The organism is Fulvitalea axinellae (genome assembly GCF_036492835.1).
In the GTDB taxonomy this organism is placed as follows: domain Bacteria; phylum Bacteroidota; class Bacteroidia; order Cytophagales; family Cyclobacteriaceae; genus Fulvitalea; species Fulvitalea axinellae.
This window is the reverse complement of record NZ_AP025314.1, coordinates 2993221-3010888: the sequence shown is the minus strand read 5'-3', so window position 1 is coordinate 3010888 and position 17668 is coordinate 2993221. Positions and strand designations below refer to the sequence as shown.

17 protein-coding genes and 1 pseudogene are annotated in these 17668 nt (G+C 45.3%); 12 read left to right on the top strand and 6 right to left on the bottom strand.

The window, feature by feature from the left end:
• Positions 1–100 precede the first annotated feature (100 nt).
• The gene (locus tag AABK39_RS11375; protein WP_338391472.1) at positions 101–580 is read left to right on the top strand and encodes a glutathione peroxidase; all 480 of its coding nucleotides are present in this window, start codon (positions 101–103) and stop codon (positions 578–580) included.
• A 62-nt stretch (positions 581–642) separates the two neighbouring features.
• Here the strand turns inward: AABK39_RS11375 and AABK39_RS11370 are convergent, their stop codons facing one another.
• Positions 643–1728 carry an aminotransferase class V-fold PLP-dependent enzyme gene (locus AABK39_RS11370; protein ID WP_338391471.1) on the bottom strand — a complete coding sequence of 362 codons (1086 nt, stop codon included), beginning with the start codon at positions 1726–1728 and terminating at the stop codon, positions 643–645.
• Between the two features lie 513 nt (positions 1729–2241).
• On the opposite strand from AABK39_RS11370, the gene AABK39_RS11365 reads away from it, so the two are divergent.
• Positions 2242–3147: a DUF2167 domain-containing protein gene (locus tag AABK39_RS11365; RefSeq protein ID WP_338391470.1), complete on the top strand. Its 906-nt coding sequence runs from the start codon at positions 2242–2244 to the stop codon at positions 3145–3147.
• 2 nt (positions 3148–3149) lie between these two features.
• On the opposite strand, the gene murI is transcribed toward AABK39_RS11365, so the two are convergent.
• Positions 3150–3992 (bottom strand): glutamate racemase, encoded by an 843-nt coding sequence (gene murI / locus AABK39_RS11360; protein WP_338391469.1) that lies wholly within the window; start codon positions 3990–3992, stop codon positions 3150–3152.
• A 282-nt stretch (positions 3993–4274) separates the two neighbouring features.
• Between murI and AABK39_RS11355 the strand changes: the two genes are divergently transcribed.
• From AABK39_RS11355 to AABK39_RS11325, 8 genes and pseudogenes are all read left to right on the top strand, one after another.
• Positions 4275–4904, top strand: a complete 630-nt coding sequence (locus tag AABK39_RS11355; RefSeq protein WP_338391468.1) for a hypothetical protein — start codon at positions 4275–4277, stop codon at positions 4902–4904.
• A 138-nt stretch (positions 4905–5042) separates the two neighbouring features.
• Positions 5043–6044, top strand: a complete 1002-nt coding sequence (locus AABK39_RS11350) for a 3-oxoacyl-ACP synthase III family protein (RefSeq protein ID WP_338391467.1) — start codon at positions 5043–5045, stop codon at positions 6042–6044.
• Between the two features lie 285 nt (positions 6045–6329).
• The gene (locus AABK39_RS11345) at positions 6330–7955 is read left to right on the top strand and encodes a CTP synthase (RefSeq protein WP_338391466.1); all 1626 of its coding nucleotides are present in this window, start codon (positions 6330–6332) and stop codon (positions 7953–7955) included.
• A gap of 53 nt (positions 7956–8008) precedes the next feature.
• The gene (gene yidC, locus AABK39_RS11340; RefSeq protein ID WP_338391465.1) at positions 8009–9850 is read left to right on the top strand and encodes a membrane protein insertase YidC; all 1842 of its coding nucleotides are present in this window, start codon (positions 8009–8011) and stop codon (positions 9848–9850) included.
• A 201-nt stretch (positions 9851–10051) separates the two neighbouring features.
• Positions 10052–11053 (top strand): phosphate acetyltransferase, encoded by a 1002-nt coding sequence (pta, locus tag AABK39_RS11335; protein WP_338391464.1) that lies wholly within the window; start codon positions 10052–10054, stop codon positions 11051–11053.
• A gap of 113 nt (positions 11054–11166) precedes the next feature.
• Positions 11167–11778 (top strand): annotated as a pseudogene (locus tag AABK39_RS27740) (3-hydroxyacyl-CoA dehydrogenase family protein); the annotation flags it as partial.
• Positions 11764–12120 (top strand): 3-hydroxyacyl-CoA dehydrogenase family protein, encoded by a 357-nt coding sequence (locus AABK39_RS27735; RefSeq protein ID WP_421825164.1) that lies wholly within the window; start codon positions 11764–11766, stop codon positions 12118–12120. The pseudogene AABK39_RS27740 and the gene AABK39_RS27735, both read left to right, overlap by 15 nt.
• Positions 12121–12140: 20 nt before the next feature.
• Entirely contained in the window at positions 12141–13343 is a 1203-nt protein-coding gene (locus AABK39_RS11325) for an acetate/propionate family kinase (RefSeq protein WP_338391462.1), read from the top strand.
• A gap of 37 nt (positions 13344–13380) precedes the next feature.
• Here AABK39_RS11325 and AABK39_RS11320 read toward each other — a convergent pair whose 3' ends face one another.
• The 3 genes from AABK39_RS11320 to AABK39_RS11310 form a co-directional block, all read right to left on the bottom strand.
• Positions 13381–13830: a hypothetical protein gene (locus AABK39_RS11320; protein WP_338391461.1), complete on the bottom strand. Its 450-nt coding sequence runs from the start codon at positions 13828–13830 to the stop codon at positions 13381–13383.
• A 77-nt stretch (positions 13831–13907) separates the two neighbouring features.
• Positions 13908–14369: a hypothetical protein gene (locus tag AABK39_RS11315; RefSeq protein ID WP_338391460.1), complete on the bottom strand. Its 462-nt coding sequence runs from the start codon at positions 14367–14369 to the stop codon at positions 13908–13910.
• Positions 14356–14916: an RNA polymerase sigma factor gene (locus AABK39_RS11310; RefSeq protein WP_338391459.1), complete on the bottom strand. Its 561-nt coding sequence runs from the start codon at positions 14914–14916 to the stop codon at positions 14356–14358. Before AABK39_RS11310 ends, AABK39_RS11315 begins: the two co-directional genes overlap by 14 nt.
• Before the next feature lie 309 nt (positions 14917–15225).
• On the opposite strand from AABK39_RS11310, the gene AABK39_RS11305 reads away from it, so the two are divergent.
• Entirely contained in the window at positions 15226–16014 is a 789-nt protein-coding gene (locus tag AABK39_RS11305) for an SAM hydrolase/SAM-dependent halogenase family protein (protein WP_338391458.1), read from the top strand.
• Between the two features lie 42 nt (positions 16015–16056).
• Here AABK39_RS11305 and AABK39_RS11300 read toward each other — a convergent pair whose 3' ends face one another.
• On the bottom strand, positions 16057–16962 hold the full coding sequence (locus AABK39_RS11300; RefSeq protein WP_338391457.1) for a DUF58 domain-containing protein: 906 nt from the start codon (positions 16960–16962) through the stop codon (positions 16057–16059).
• Positions 16963–17260: 298 nt separating this feature from the next.
• Between AABK39_RS11300 and AABK39_RS11295 the strand changes: the two genes are divergently transcribed.
• Positions 17261–17602: a DUF3276 family protein gene (locus tag AABK39_RS11295; RefSeq protein WP_338391456.1), complete on the top strand. Its 342-nt coding sequence runs from the start codon at positions 17261–17263 to the stop codon at positions 17600–17602.
• The last annotated feature ends 66 nt before the right edge of the window (positions 17603–17668 follow it).

Below are 17668 nucleotides of genomic sequence, written 5' to 3'. Positions count from 1 at the left end.
TCGTGTCATAATTTTGAAATATGCTTATTGTTGAAATCGATCGGCTATTTATGTTTTTCCAATTAACTCCTTATTATATTCGAAAAAAATATAAGGTTCTATGGCTTCAGTTTATGATTTCAAAGTGAAGGATATCCGAGGTAAGGAAGTGTCCTTGGAGGAATATAAAGGGAAAGTGTTGTTGATTGTGAACACTGCCAGTAAGTGTGGGTTGACGCCTCAGTATAAAGGTTTGGAAGAGCTTTACAAAGAGCTGAACGGACAAGGTTTGGAGGTTCTGGGCTTTCCGTGCAACCAGTTCGGAGGGCAGGAACCCGGAAGCGAAGAGGAGATCGGTCAGTTTTGCGAGTTGAATTACGGCGTAAGCTTCCCGATGTTCTCAAAAATCGATGTCAACGGTTCCGAAACCCATCCGCTTTACGAATACCTGAAATCGGAGAAAAAAGGAGTGTTGGGGACGAAAGCTATAAAGTGGAACTTTACCAAGTTTCTGATTGATAAGGAAGGCCGTGTTATAGAGCGCTTTTCGCCGACAACCGAGCCTGCGAAAATTAAAGGAGCGATTGAAAAATTGCTGTAACAGGTTCTTGGAGATTTTGGGTAGAAAAAAGCCGGCGGAAACAGTATTCGCCGGCTTTTCTTTTAGTCTATTTTCATCAGTTCGTCGCTGAGCATTTCTATTAGCTCTTTGGAGTGGGTCGGGAAGTTGGCTATGCGGATCTGCGTGTTTTTCGCTCCGCCGTATCCGCTTCCTGGCTGTAAACCCTTTTCTGCCAAAGCCTTCAGGAATCTTTCGGAACCGCCTTCGCATTTTGCCACCACAACGGTTTTGGACTGCAATTCCTCCTTTTCTGCCAAAGGAGAGAGCGACGGGTGCTTTTTCAGCGTTTCGTAAAGCACTGTCGATTTGTAAATCGTTTCCCTGCGCAATACGTCCAAACCTTTGTTAAGCATATCGCCGGCCACTTTGCCCAGAAGGTAAACGCCCAATACGTTCGGTGTTTCGGGTGTTTGGTCTTTAACCGCCATTTTCAGTAATGACGGGATACTGTGATAAGAACCCAAGCTATGTCCCGCCTGCGATTTTTCTTTCGCCTTTTGAACACAACGATCGTTGACGATCCATACGCCAAGCCCGGCCGGCAAACCGAAGCATTTTTGAACGGAAAAATAAGCGGTGTCCACGGCTTCGAAATCAATGTCGACATACGGAGCCGAAGAAACCACGTCCAAAGAGATAATTGCGTCGGGGTACAAGTTGCGGGCTTCCCGGATATTGTCCATTGGCGTCATAACGCCGGTAGAGGTTTCGTTGTGCGTAAAGTTCAGGACTTCGATGTCCTTCGGAAAACTTTCGGCGGTGACGTTCGGCAAGTCGCCCTCTACGGCTTCTATCTTGTGGGCGTCAACACCCATGGCTTTGGCCGCTTCGAAATTCTTTTTGGAAAAAGCGCCGTTTACCACATGCCCGGATTTGGCGATGATCAAGTTCTGAGCGATTCTTTCCCAAACTTCCGTTGCCGATCCGGTGAAGAAGACGTGAAAGTCGGATGGGATGTTGAGCAGTTTGCGGATATTGCTTACTGTTTCGCGATGGATTTCCGTATAAAATTCACTTCTGTGCGATATGGAAGGAACTTGCAAGGCCAAAGCCTCTTTTAGATGATCTTCCACTGTAAAGTAAAGCGCCGAAGGGCCGGGGACAAGAATAAAAGGTCGGTTTTTCATTCCCGAATGCTTTTTAGAGGTTTCGAATATGTAATAAATACTGCGGTACAATGCCAAAGTTACCCCTATGCTTGGACTTATAAAACGGACGATAGTAAAAAGCCTTGATTTATGGGTGGAGGAGTGTTTTTTAACGTTTTTTGCTTGGAAAAAGGAACACTGTACTCCATATTTGTTAAAGACAAAGGGGGATGAAAGATCTTCCCATGGAGCGACAGATTTTCAAACCTAACATCATACAAAATACCGGGTTAGCTGCTCGTCAAAACCAGGCCTCAACCCTTCGGGGTCATCTTTCGGGGTGTTAACAGTGGAAGGTTGCGATGGGAGACGGCGACTCAAATCTTGTCATTTTAAGGGTTTGAACTAACCTCTTTCTTCATGGGATACCTTATTATATAAAGTCCATCGGAAACGTTGGACTATTTTTTTGTTTGATTTTTTTCATTAGGGTCTCTGTTTGTCTAAATTCGTCGCTTCATTTTATTTTTCATTAGTTTTTTCAACCTGAACATGAATAGAATAATACTATTGGCCCTGAGCTTTTGTCTTTTGGGTTTTTCCGGTAAAGCATTTTCTGGGGAAAGCGTAGATTCAGCCGATGAGACTGTCGAATTGGACTCCGTTGCGCTATATCTGGCGGCGATCGACAGTGTTAACAACAGCTTCGATTATCAAACGGGGACTGTGACCATCGGTGACGGATTAGCGACTATCAATGTACCAGAAGGCTATAAGTTTTTGGATGCGAAGCAGGCCGAATATGTTTTCACGGAACTTTGGGGAAATCCTCCATCGGAGACATTGGGGATGTTACTCAAAGCTGACAAAGGCCCATTGGACGACGATACCTATTTTGTCGGAATTTCCTTTGACGAAGAAGGTTACGTGGAGGATGAGGACGCTCAGGATATGGACTTTGAGGAACTATTGGAGACCATGCAGTCCGATATGGAAGAAGTGAACGAGGCGAGGAAAGCCCAAGGCTACGATGCTGTGGAATTAGTTGGGTGGGCGGCCGAGCCGTTTTACGACGCGAAAGCTAAGAAACTGCACTGGGCAAAAGAGCTGAGGTTCGAAGGAAATGATGTGAATACCCTTAATTACAATATCCGGATCTTGGGGAGAAAAGGTTATTTGGAGTTGAACGCAATCAGTGACGTGAAAATATTGCCTCAGGTTCAGAATGACGTAGATAAAGTATTGGCTAGCGTTAACTTCAATGAAGGGCATCGTTACAGCGATTTTAACCCGAGTATTGACAAAGTCGCGGCGTATGGAATCGGAGGTTTGATTGCCGGTAAGGTATTGGCCAAGGCCGGGTTCCTTTCCGTTTTGGCCAAATTCGGCAAGTTTATCTTTATCGGTATCGCAGGCTTGTTCGCTTTGGTGCGTAAGAAGATCTTCGGCGGAGAATAAACTTATGTCGTTGGATCGGAAATGTTAAATTTTCCGAAAATGACATCAGTGGCCGGGCTCTTTGAGAAAAGGGGTTCGGCCATTTTTTTTAAGCTGTCCAAGTTCCCCGTGCTGAAGAAAGAATGTTGTGCCGAAATATTTTTTGTGTTAAAACTGTCTTGCTTTCGCAAAATATTGAGCGTTTGTTTGGCTACAGCGGGCGCAGGGTCCACAATATTGACATGCGGTCCGGAAATCTTCGTTACTAGATTTTTGAAGAAAGGGTAGTGCGTGCATCCCAAAACGATATGATCAGCTTTGGCCTCTAGCATCGGCTGAATATAAGTTCTCAGAAGCTCTTCGCATTCCGGGCTTTCGTGCATGCGGTTTTCCACTAGCTCAACTAGTCCTTCGCCGATTTGGACATGGACCAAAACGTCATTAGCGTATTTTTGGCTCGTTTTGCGGTATAAAGCGCCTTTAAGTGTTCCTTGGGTAGCCAATACGCCTACGTGTCCGGTTTTTGTGCGCAAAGCGGCCGGTTTCACGGCCGGCTCCATTCCGATAAATGGAATATCGAAGCTATTGCGAAGTTCCTCTATCGCGGCGGCGGTTGCTGTGTTGCAGGCGACTACAATTGCTTTGCAACCCAAATCCAGAAGGCGTTCAGTGATTTCGAAACTGTAGTCCCTTACTTGTTCCGGAGTTTTTGGGCCGTAAGGGCATCTTGCGCTGTCGGCGAAATAAATGGTGGATTCGTTTGGGGCCTGTCTATGGATTTCCCTCCAAACGGAAAGGCCTCCAAGGCCTGAATCAAAAATGCCGATAGGGCGCTCGTTCATCACTTGTGTTTTAGGTGCGGTCATTTTGGAACCCCGCAATTTTACGAAAAAATGCTTTTTCTCGCTCGGAAAACAATCCCCGATTTCTCTAACGCCCGATTCGATATGATATTTTAGCGTTTGCCAGTCGATTGCGGTGCTATTTCGTTGTGTGGATATTAAAATTCGGTTATCTTGAGAATGCGTAAAGAGCGTTTTTTCTTTGGCTTGTTTGTGACAAAACACAAAGGTTAGGCGTTATGTATATGATGGGCGGAACATCGTGCCCTTTTTTTCGTCTAAGTAATAAGAATTAGCTAGAAAAAGATGATAACCAAGGTACTTAGATATTTTGTGGCAACAGTGTTGGCGGTTGCGATCGGGATGGAATACTCATTTGCCCAGAACGATAACAGCAAGGGTGAGGAGGAACTTGAATATGTTTCCTCTTATCGCAAACCCGCAATTTATGCGGGGACATCCGTAATGGCCGGCTCTGGATGGAATGGTTACAGTTACGATTTGCAAGGATCCGTGCCCGTTAACCAGCCTAGAAGGCGAAGACAAGCCTCTTATTCCGCCAATTTTGGTTACACATATCAAAAAGTGGGAGGTTACACAACTTCTACTTATTGGATGGGCCCAAGTATGTGGATGCCGTTAAGTGATCGAATGGCGCTTAATCTTGATGTGAGGGTCGGTCAACAAGATGTGACAGGCAAGTCTATAATGCTGGAGAACGGTAATAAAATCGGTGGGCCTGATCTCAACCGGACTGTGTATGATATAAACGCTGAGTTACATTACAAAATTTCTGATAAGGCCGATTTGATCATAGGTGCGAGATTTACAAATGCGCCAAGTTATGGTTATGGATACGGTGGGTACGGTATGGGACCTTACGGTATGGGTAATTACGGTTTTGGGGCTCCGCCACTTGGTTACAGAAGATTTTAGGCGAAATCATATAAAAAAGTGAAACGAGTCCTCAGTTTTTGGGGACTCGTTTTGTTTTTTGGGTTTCCTAATTCGCTTTTTTGTTTATTTTTGGTCCAAAAACCCGGCTTGCGGGTTATATATGAAACTTGTGTGAGTATGTATACATCGATAGTAAAAGGAGTCGGGCATTATGTGCCTGAAAACGTTGTGACCAATGAGGATCTTACAAAACTTATGGACACGACTAACGAGTGGATTGTCGAACGTACCGGAATTACGGAGCGGAGATTCTTCACCGAGGGAAAAGATACGACTTCGACTATGGCCGCGGAGGCATCGAAGGTGGCCTTGGAGCGGGCTGGCCTCGAGGCTTCTGATATTGATTTGATTGTTTTCGCCACAATTACTCCTGATTATTACTTTCCTGGTTCAGGCGTATTGTTGCAACGCCAATTGGGGATTGCGGGTGTGCCCGCCTTGGATGTCAGAAACGCATGTTCCGGATTTGTGTATGGCGTTTCCGTTGCGGATCAGTTCATAAAGACGGGAATGTACAAGACTGTTTTGGTTGTGGGTTCTGAAGTGCAGTCTTCGGGACTTCAAATGAATACCGAGGGCCGTGGCGTTGCCGTAATTTTTGGGGACGGAGCTGGAGCTATGATTCTGCAGCGTGGAGAGGAAGAGTCCGGGCGTGGAGTCCTTTCCACTCATTTGCATGCGGATGGTAATTTTGCCGAAGAGCTGTGCATGAAATATCCAAGCAGTAGCTATAAGCCGTGGATGACGCACGAAATGGTGGATGATCCTGGTTCTAAAGCTTACATGAACGGCAACTTGGTGTTTAAGCATGCGGTAGTGCGATTTATGGAAGTTATAGGGGAAGCTTTGGCCGCAAATAAAATTCCTAAAGAAGACATTGATATGCTGGTGCCGCACCAAGCGAACCTTCGTATCAGCGAATTTGTGCGTCAGAAACTCGGCTTGCCTAAAGAAAAGGTTTATAACAACATTATGCGCTACGGAAACACAACGGGAGCGTCAATTCCGATCGCTTTGAGTGAGGCTTGGGCCGAAGGGAAGATCAAGGAAGGCGATTTGGTTTGTCTCGCCGCATTCGGTAGCGGATTTACTTGGGCATCGTCATTGATTCGCTGGTAAATCAGTTTTTACGCAATTTGTTGAAGAGGGCCCGGGAATTTGTTTTCGGGCCTTTTTTGGTGATTAGGGCGAACAAAATCCCATTTTCTGAGTGTACCATCATAGCTGGTGCCGAAAGGGCGGTTAAATAAGAGATGGGATGCAGGGGACGCTCGGTCCATAGTTCCTGAATATCAAGGGAGTTATTTTTTTATTGAGAATAGAGTCTGGCAGAGTCGTGTAAAATTGACGGAAAAGGCTACCTTTGTATCCCGTAAGTGAGAAAACAAATACTAGAATTTACTTATGGGTGCTGCTAAGTATATCTTCGTAACGGGTGGCGTTACGTCTTCATTGGGTAAGGGAATCATCGCCGCTTCTTTGGCGAAACTGTTACAGGCCAGAGGGCTTTCCGTAACCATTCAGAAATTTGACCCTTATATCAATGTCGATCCGGGAACGCTCAATCCCTATGAGCATGGCGAGTGCTATGTTACTACCGACGGGGCCGAGACGGACTTGGATTTGGGACACTACGAAAGGTTCCTGAATGTCAGGACTTCGCAGGCCAATAACGTCACTACGGGGAGAATCTACCACAACGTGATCACCAAGGAGCGTGAAGGTGCGTTCTTGGGCAAGACTGTTCAGGTCATCCCTCACATCACGGACGAGATCAAGAATAATTTCTACAAACTAGGCGAGACAGGCGAATATGATGTCATCATTACCGAAATTGGCGGTTGTGTTGGCGATATCGAGTCTTTGCCGTTTATTGAGGCCGTCCGACAAGCTAAGTGGGATCTGGGCGAAGACAACGCCATGGTGATTCACTTGACGCTTGTGCCTTACCTGAACGCTGCGGGCGAGCTTAAGACAAAGCCAACGCAACATTCGGTAAAACAATTGCTTCAGGCGGGTATTCAGCCAGACATTTTGGTTTGCCGTACTGAGCACTCGTTGCCGATGGAGATCCGTAAGAAGCTGGCCTTATTCTGCAACGTGAAGCTTAACAGGATCATCGAGTCAATCGACGCTGAGACGATCTACGATGTGCCGTTGCTCATGCTTAAGGAAAAGCTTGACAAGAGGGTGATCGAGACATTGAACATCTCTTATGAAAGCGAGCCTAAGCTTGACCTTTGGAAAGATTTCCTGGGAAGATTGAAAAACCCTACCGACGAAATCCGCATTTCGCTTGTGGGTAAATACGTTGAACTACACGACGCTTATAAGTCTATCGTGGAGGCGTTCGTACACGCCGGAGCCGAGAATGAGTGTAAAGTCAAGATCAACTGGGTGAGCTCGGAATCGGTAACAGCTGAGAACGTACAGGAGAAAATAGGCGATTCGGATGGTGTATTGGTAGCGCCGGGCTTCGGAGAAAGGGGCTTGGAAGGAAAAATTGAGGCCGTTCGTTTTGTCCGTGAGAATAAGATTCCGTTCTTCGGGATCTGTTTGGGTATGCAATGCGCCGTTATCGAATTTGCGCGCAACGTGCTCGGGCTTGAGGGGGCTAATTCTACCGAAATGGATAGCGAAGCGGCTCACCCTGTTATTGACTTGATGGAAGATCAGAAAGAACTTACCCAAATGGGCGGTACCATGCGTCTGGGTGCCTATCCGTGTGAGTTGAAAGAGGGAACATTGGCTAAGCAAGTTTATGATGCCGAAATCGTAAACGAGCGTCACCGTCACCGTTACGAGTTCAACAACAAGTATCTTGAAGATCTGGAGAATGCGGGTATGACCGCTTCCGGTATTAACCCTGAAACCGGTCTGGTTGAGATCGTCGAGCTTGAGGATCATCCGTTCTTTATAGGTTCGCAGTTCCATCCAGAATTGAAAAGCACTGTGATTAATCCTCAACGTTTGTTCGTAGGATTTGTGAAAGCGGCGCTGAAGTACCACAGAAATGCCAAAGAGTCTTAACGGACTTGGAAAAATATTATGCGTAATGAGTAACCTCATGTCTTTCCAAAGGCATGAGGTACTTTAATTTATTAGCTATGGATAAAAAACAGATAATCGGGTTTGTTCTGATTGCCTTAATATTGGTGGCGAACTACTTTTTTATGAAGCCCGAGATCGAAGCGCAACAAGAGTTGGCGCAAGTTGAACAAGCGGAAGCCGAAAAGCCGGAAGCGAAAGAAAAGCCTGAGGAGGCTCCTGCGGAAGTTGAAGTGCTTAGCGATTCGTTGAGAAACGATCGTCTATATAAAGAGTTCGGTGTATTCGCCAATGCCATGACAGGCGTTGACAAAGAATCCGTGCTTGAGAATGACATGCTGAAGGTGACTTTCGCCTCAAAGGGTGGTGTGCCGAGCAAAGTTGAGCTTAAAGGGTTCAAATCTTGGGACGGGGCTCCTTTGATGTTGATGAACGGAAAGAACTCGACGTTCAGCTATAAGGTGAAAACCTACAAAGGTTTCGTTGACTTGGCGGATCTTTACTATGAGCCGGTGCAGTCGGGCGGGAACTTGACTATGCGCGCTACGTTGGAGCCGGGAAAATACGTTGAGCAACAATACCGCTTAGGCGAAGACGGCCATACTGTTGAGAATACATTCAACCTCGTAGGGCTTGATAATTACATCGAAGGTGAGAATTTGAGAGCCGTATGGGCCGACAAGCTCCTTCGCGCCGAGGAAAATATGGTTGGCCGTGGAGGCGAGCGTGGTTACACTACAATCAATTACTACTCCGCTGATGGCGATTTTGATTACCTTTCAATTAACGTTGATTCTGAGAAATCGGAAAAACTGGAAGGTTCTTATAAGTGGTTCTCGTTCAAACAACGTTTCTTCGTTTCAGCACTTATCGCTGAGAAATCGGTGAAGAATCTTGAGGTTGAGTCAATAGTTCACGAGAAAGACACCGTACACGTCAACAATATGACTGCGGCGTTTGATATTCCTCTTGCTGACCTTAAGGGCGGTAACAAGAACTTCTCTTACTACTTCGGACCGAACAATTACCAGATCATTAAGAAGGTGACGCCGGGCTTTGAGGATAACGTTGACCTTGGTTGGCCGATTATCGCTTGGTTCAACAAATTCTTAGTGGTTCCGTCGTTCAACTTCCTTCAGAAATATATCAGCAACTACGGTATCATTATCCTGTTGCTCGTATTGTTCGTGAAGTTGATCCTTTCGCCTCTTTCATACAAGTCTTATTTGTCGATGGCTAAGATGAGAGTCTTGAAGCCGGAAATCGACAAGATCAAGGAAGAAGTTGGCGATGACCAGACGCAAGTGCAGATGAAGCAAATGGAGCTTTATCGTCAAGTGGGCGTAAACCCGTTGAGCGGTTGCGTTCCGATGTTGTTGCAGATGCCGATTCTCTTTGCGTTGTTCCGTTTCTTCCCGAACTCTATCGAACTTCGCCAGCAAAGCTTCCTGTGGGCGCATGACTTGTCGTCTTATGACGTATTGTTAAGCTTGCCTTTTGATGTTCCGTTCTTGGGTAGTCATATCAGTGGCTTCTGCGTTCTGATGACGGCTTCGACTATGGCGTATACTTGGAGCAATAACCAGATGACAACCGTTGAGGGCCCGATGAAAACCATGCAGTACATCATGCCTTTGATGTTCTTCTTTATGCTGAACAGCTTCTCGGCGGGTCTGACTTATTACTATTTCTTGTCCAATCTCGTGACATTGGGTCAACAACAGGTGATTAAGAAATTTGTTGACGAGGACAAGGTGAGAAAGAAACTAGAAGAGAATAAGAAAAATTCTGGAAATAAGAAGAAATCTTCATTCCAACAACGGCTTGACGCAGCAATGAAAGCGAGTCAAGAAGCACAACGGAAAAAGAAAAAATAAATTACTGTGAGAGAAGAGACCGCTAAATAGGCGGTCTCTTCTTTTTGGGGTTAAAATTCGTCGGGATCGGTTCCGGGAAAATTTGTTAAAAAAATACAATGTTGAGACCGGTGTCAGTATGAAGTTTTATGATTTTAGTCATCCTTTTTTAATGGGATGATTCATAATTTTGGCCCGTCGTAGATAAGAAATCGTATCGCAATGGACTTGTTGTTAAAAATAAAGGAAAGCGCAAAAAAGTGCAATAAGCGAATCGTCTTGCCGGAAGGTGAGGAGGAGCGCACTTTGCGGGCCGCTGATGAAATCGTGGCCGAAGGAATTGCGCAGGTTATATTGATCGGTGATCCCTCAGTGATCAAAGCCAAGGCAGAGGATTTCGGGTTGTCGAATGTCTCTAAATTCGAGATTGTCGATCCGAAAAGTCACGCAAAGAAAGATGAGTACACGGATTTGCTCGTTGAGATTCGCAAGTCTAAAGGCTTGACTCGTGAGGAGGCCTCGAAGTTGGTCGAGAACCCGCTTTACCTTGCCGTACTTATGATTAAGAGCGGTGATGCTGACGGAGAGGTGGCTGGTGCCCAAAACGCTACAGGTGACGTGTTGCGCCCGGCGTTCCAGATCGTGAAAACGAAGCCTGGTTTCAGTACGGTTTCGGGAGCTTTTGTTATGGTGCTGAAAGACGAGGTTTACGGAGAGGACGGCCTTCTCGTTTTCGCTGACTGCGCTGTGACTCCTGACCCGACGAGCGAACAGCTTGCCGAAATAGCTATTGCCTCGGCTGAGACGGCCAAAGCTATTGCGGAGATCGACCCTAAAGTGGCGATGCTCAGCTTCTCGACAAAAGGAAGCGCCAAGCACCCGTTTGTGGACAAAGTGGCCAAAGCGACGGAATTGGCCAAGGAGCGTGCTCCTGAGTTGAAGATTGAGGGCGAACTGCAGGCTGACGCGGCCATCGTAGAATCTGTAGGTCAAGCGAAAGCTCCGGGTAGCGATATTGCGGGTAAAGCGAACGTATTGGTATTCCCGGATCTGCAATCCGGTAACATAGGCTACAAGCTGGTACAGAGACTGGCGGGGGCTGAGGCCATAGGCCCAGTGCTGCAAGGCATGGCGGCCCCGATAAACGACCTCTCGAGAGGTTGCTCGGTAAGCGACATCGTCAATTTGGTGGCGATAACAGTAAACCAAGCGGCGGCGAAATAATCGCCGCTTTTCTTTTGGACTAGAATTCCGGGGACTTATTTATTGGATTTTATCGTAAGGCGGGAATTCCGAGTTAAGGGATAGGAATAGTTTTAATTGTTGTTGACGAATAAATGGCAGAGATCACAAAATCAATTGAGGGGTATGGCCTCAATCGAAGCAAGGAAAGCGCACAAGACAACCTGATCTCCAAGATAGGTGTGATCGGTTGCGGAATTTTGGGCCAGGAAATCACTCGCTTGGCGGCCGCTACCGGGCTCGAAGTTGTCTTTATCGAGATTTCGGAGGAGCGTATTAAAGAAGCTTTCGAGGAGCTTGAGGTTTCTTTCGAAAGGATGATTGACCGTTGGGAGATGACTTCCGGGGAGATGAGCGCTGTAATGGGCCGTATTAAGGGTAGCACGGATTACTCTGAGTTGGCAGGTTGCGATATCGTGATCGAGTCGATTAAGTCCCGAACCAGGGAGGACAGCATCGAGATCCGTAAGAGGATTTTTAAGAACATCGAAGAGTATGTTGACGAACGTTGCGTTATCGCTACAAACTCGACGACTTTGGTTGTTACCGAAATGTCTTCGGAATTGGAACATCCTGAGCGTAGCGTAAGTTTGCACTTCATTTCTCCGGCGCAAGATTCTAAAGTGGTAGAGGTTGTAAAAGGCCTTTACACTCAGGAATGGGCGTATGAGAAAGTTTGCAAATTCGCTTCTATGATGAACAGAAGGGTTGTTTCTGTTTTGGAATCTCCAGGACTGATCAGTACCCGTTTGGTAGCGCCTTTGATCAACGAGGCCTGTACGATGTTGATGGAAGGAGTCGGAAGGAAAGAGGATATCGACAAGACGATGAAACTCGGTTTCGGCTTCCCGCACGGACCTTTTGAGATGGCCGACAAGTTTGGTCTTGACCGTGTAGTGCGTTGGCTCGACAATATGTATGCGGAGTTCGGAGATACCCGCTATAAGGCTTCTCCGATGCTTAAGCGTATGGTGAGAGCTAATCTTCTTGGTTTGTCCGTAGGGCAAGGTTTTTATCGTTACGATAAAAACGGGGTGAAAATCGATTAACTGGATTCGAAAACAGGAAAATGAAAATATTAGTCTTGAACTGCGGAAGTTCGTCGATCAAATACCAATTGTTCGATATGACTTCCACTGAGGTTATCGGAAAAGGAATTGTTGAGAAAATCGGCTTGAAAGGCGCTTTTCTTAAATTTACCTCTCCAAGTGGCGACAAAGTGAAGCTTGAGGGTGCGATTAACGATCACGCTACCGGAATCGAGTATATTCTCGGTGTTTTGGTAAGCGAGGATTATGGTTGCATTAAGTCGCTTAAGGAAATCGAAGCCGTAGGGCACAGAGCCGTTCACGGTGGCGAAGCTTTCAATGACAGTGTTGTTATTGACGAAAGCGTGATCGCTGAGATTGAGCGTTGCGTAGATTTGGCTCCGTTGCACAACCCGGCTTGTTTGATGGGTATTGAGGCGATGTTGGAGCTTCTTCCTGAGGTTGAGCAGGTAGCTGTTTTCGATACTGCGTTCCACCAGACAATGCCTCCAAAGTCGTACATGTACGCTATCCCTTACGACTTGTACAAGAAGTACGGTTTGCGTAGATATGGTTTCCACGGCACCTCGCACAAATATGTGGCGCAAAGGGCTTGCGAAATCCTCGGACGTGACATTTCGACCCAGAAGATTATTTCGTGCCACCTTGGAGGCGGAGCTTCCGTAACCGCTATCGACGGCGGAAAGTCGGTTGACACTTCAATGGGCTTGACTCCTCTGGAAGGTATGATTATGGGTACGCGTGCCGGTGATTTGGACTTGGGCGTGCTTACTTATATCATGAACAAGGAAGATATCAGCGTTAAGGCTGCCAGCTCGTTGGTGAACAAGCACAGTGGTGTATTGGGTGTGACTGGTATTTCTTCGGATATGCGCGATATTGAAAACGCTGCGGCCGAAGGAAACGAGCGCGCTACACTCGCATTGGATATGTATGACTACCGAATCAAAAAATATATCGGCGCTTATGCGGCGGCTATGGGCGGTGTTGATATCATTATCTTTACAGGCGGTGTCGGTGAGAATGGAGACTGCACACGTGCGGGCGTATGTAAAGATTTGGAATTCCTCGGATTGGATTTCGATACCGAAGTGAACTCGTCTTTCAGAGCTGAAGAACGGGTGATCTCTAAGCCAGACTCAAAAGTTACGGCCATGGTAGTGCCAACAAACGAGGAGCTTATGATTGCCAGAGATACTTTACGCTTGGTAGGTGAAAAGTAAATTCATCTTCGATAGAAAATAAAAAAATGGGTTCGGATTATTCCGAGCCCATTTTTTTTCTGTGTTTTCTATGTTCGGGGCCTCCTCCATGTTGTGGCCTTCTCATGTGCTTGAGAAGAAACCTTTTGAAAGAGCTCTCTATTAGGGCAAGTTTGAGGACTTGATTTTTTGATAGGAATTTTTCGTATTCCGTAAGGTATTGCCTTTTTAGACTGTCTTGTTTTTCCTGTAGTTCCAGAATTCTCTTGAGATTTTTTTCCGATTCTTTCTCGTTTAATTTCGGGTTCTTTCGAACAAGCTTAGCAACCTCCATCCATTGATCAGCCAAGGCTTTGTATTTTGCCGAATACTCGTTAAATAAAGGCCAAAACTGCTGGGCTTGAGTGGGAGAAAGCTCTAAGAGGTCTGTAATAAACGCGATTTTCACAGACTGGATACGCTCGTTGTCGTTGCCAGGCGGTTGGTCGCGCCGTTTTTCTTGTGCCATCGTTTGCGGTGATGTGAAGAAGACAACTAAGGCTAAAAGACAAAGAATATATGGTGCTTTGCGCATGGGTTTCGGGTTTAGTTTAGCAAATAGTCCGAGGCCTCGTCGAATGGGGAGGCATACGGATCGTCCTGAAGTGTTTGGCTTTCTATATAAGTTTCTGAATCGAGGCTTGAGAAATCAAACTGGATCTCGTCAGAATCAGCGAATTCAAGAATATCATTAAGTGAAATGTCATCGGAATAAGCTAGGTAATTTACGATATCTGTACTGTCGATTTGGGAGAGTAAAGCGATTTCCACGGCCGAGCTTTGTGAAGATTCCATGCTAGGCCATATTGCCGGGCCAAACCGAAAGGCTATGAAGGCCATAGCTGCGGTAGAAAGCGAGACGACGGCTGTTTGGATTTTTCTGATCCTTGCGCCTTTGCTTCTTTTTTCTTCTCCCTGGATTCTTCCCTGTATTACATAAGGAAGCTTTTCGAAGTAATCAGGAGGGGTTTCGAATCCTTTCGGTTTGTTTGATTTATGATTTTTCATGATTCAGATCTCTGGATTTAACATGGCTTTCAACCTTTTTTCTCGCATGATGATAGTTGGCTTTTACAGCGCCTAAGCTTTTTTCAAGGATATCGGCGATTTCCGAAAACTTGAGGTCATCGAAATAACGCATATTGAAAATAAGCCTTTGTTGTGTCGGCAAAGTCAAGAGTGCTTCCTGCAGCACCATTTCTATCTTTTCACCATCTATATGAGCAGAGTTTGTAAGCTTTTCCTTTAATTCCGCTTCCACGTCGTGGATTGGCAGAAAAAACCGGTTCTTTTTTTTCCGAAGAAAATTCAGGCACTCATTGGTCGAAATCCTATAGATCCAAGTGTAAATGTCCGACTCTTCCCGGAATTTGTCTATGTTTTTCCAGACTTTAATGAAGGTGTCCTGCACCAAGTCGTCTGCGTCGTCATGATCGATTACGATTTTTCGGATATGCCAGTATATCCTTTCCTGAAACTGTCCGACAAGCGTTACGAAAGCCTTATCTCGAGTTTCGGGATTTCTCAAATTATTTATTAGTTCATGGTTGCTCAAAAGTTCGTCGATTTTCTGTTTCGGTTATTGGATGCGAAACAGGGCCGGAGGTTTAATCTTCATCTAAGAAAATGAAAAGAAAGCTGAAAACTGAGACTTTGAAAATGATATTTTTGTAGGCACTACTTTTCTTACGTAAGATTATTTGGCGATATTCGCTGTTGCTTAACTTTAGTGTCTGAAATGCGCCTGAAAAGGTGTATTGTAGGATTATTCATTTAGTAGGGTTTGGAAGAGCCGTAAAAAGTTTTGTTTGTCATGTGCCGGTATTCAATCCGGTTGGATACCTAAATCTCAGTTTTATTTTTTATGTCATTGATCACGTTTACTTCCGATTTTGGCCGGTCCGATCATTATGTGGCTGCGGTGAAAGCTAGGGTCTTTCGTATTGCGCCCGAGGTTTCTGTTGTAGATGTGACTCATGATATAGAGTCTTTCAATATCATTCACGGAGCTTATGTGTTGCGTTCGGTTTTCAAAGATTTTCCAGAAAAATCGGTCCATATAGTTTCCATAGATACCAATGGCGCAAGGAGAGGAAGGCACTTGGCGGTAAAGCTAGAAGGTCATTTTTTTATTGGTCCGGACAACGGGATCTTTAGCTTGATTTCGGATGAAAAACCTGCCGCTGTAGTGGCTTTGGGAGGTGAAGATACCATGCTGTCATCGTCTCCGGCAAAGGAGCTTTACGCTGAGGCCGCCGCTAAATTGGTGTCTGGGAAACCGCTTACGGAAGTTGGGGATTATACCTCAAAACCTTTAGAGCTGAGAGGCCGAATACCGAAGCTGACGAAAGACTTATTGGTAGGTAATGTTTTAAGAGTCGATCATTACGGTAATCTCATCGTGAATATCTCAAAATTGGATTTTGAGAAGTTTAGAGAAGGGCGGTCATTTGTGGTGAGTTTCGGAAGGGAAAAGCTGGGTCGATTTGTCGAAGTGCCAAATCAAGCAGTGCCGGGAGAGGTTTACGCTTTGTTTAATTCCGATGGTTTGTTGGAAATCGGGATTAATAAAGGAAGGGCTGACGAGTTGTTGGGCATGGTGTACGATAGCCCAGTGAGAATTGGATTTATAGAAGCTGAAGACGAAGACTAGAAAAAGGCCTTTCGGCCGGAGTCTAAACTCCGGCCGTTTTAGTTAGCTCATTTTGGCCCGTTTAGCAAGATATGCCCCCAGTACCTTGTCAAAATCATCGTTGATGTCCACTGGAACTAAATCTATTTTGGATTGCCCGCATTTAATCCTTAAGTCCTCATTGAATTTCTTCATAGCGCCTTGGTATTCCCGCTTGATCTGCGAAGGATTCAGGTCTATTTTTTCCCCGGTTTCAATATCTATAAACCTGTGTGGCCTTTCCGAGAATTCGAAATCCAGTTCAGTTGATTTGTCGGTTACATGAAAGATAAGGATTTCGTGCTGGCTGTGTTTGAGGTGTTGAAGCGCCGCAAAAATCTGATCCGTATTTTTTTCATTGTCAAACATGTCGCTGAATATAATCACCAACGAGCGTTTGTGGATTTTTGTAGCAATTCGGTGGAGCGTTTCGGCTATGGCCGTGTTCCTTTTGCCTTCGCTCTCTTCCAGCATACCGTTAAAAACCGAAAATAGTTTATGAAGATGCGTTGAAGAAGATTTAACCTCCGTATGGACGTCTAACTTGTCTGAAAAGCACGCCAAACCTACCGCATCCCTTTGGCGGTTAAGCAGAAAGGCAAGTGCGGCGGCGAGCGTTACGGAAATATCGATTTTGCTGGCTCCTTGGTTCGGATAATGCATCGAAGAGGAATTGTCGAGAACCAAAACGCATCTGAGGTTAGTTTCCTCTTCGAATTTTTTTACGAAAAGTTTGTCTGTCCTAGCGAAAACCTTCCAGTCTATGTGACGGGTACTTTCCCCGGGATTGTATAGCCGGTGTTCCGCAAATTCCACCGAAAATCCGTGGTACGGGGATTTATGAAGGCCGGTGATGAATCCTTCGACCATTTGCTTGGCCAGTAGCTCCAATCTGCCGGCTTCCTTGATTTTATTGATGTTCAGTCTCATTTGTCGTGTTTTCTTACTTTTTTTCTTACGTCCAAGTTCCGTGCCCTTCGATTGGGCTGGTTTATCTGGAAAGCAAAAAAAGGCAGTAGGCTATGTTGTTTTGTCTTTGATTTTGGGAAAAAAAGCATGCCATTATCGTTCTGAGAATAAGAAGCTTTTAACTTTTTTATACTAATTTATAATAATACGTGTTTTTTCGTTTGCTTGTAAGTGAAAATTTGCCCTATATTTATAGGACAGTAAAGCGGAAAAAACGAAAATTTTTGAGTCCAGTAAATGTAAAAAAATTGTAAGGATTGTGGAAGAGCATAAAGGCCATGAGAAAGCGGAGATTTACTCCAAGCGAGTAAGGGCGGGAAAGCGCACGTACTTTTTTGACGTGAAGGCAACCCGTTCCGATGATTATTATTTAACAATCACTGAAAGTAAAAGGAGGTTTAAAGAGGATGGAGCACATTTCTACGAGAAGCACAAATTATTTCTGTACAAAGAGGATTTTAACAAGTTTTTGACGGCTTTGCACGGGTCAATCACCTACGTAAAAGACGAACTGATGCCTGATTTCGACTTTTCCCAGTTCGATGAAGCAGGTGATGAATTTGTTAATGACCAGTTTGAAGATGAATTGAAGTGGGATTGATCTCTACTTTATTCTCTAAGTAAGAGCCCTTGGAAAATTGGTTTTCAAGGGCTTTTTTTGTGCGAA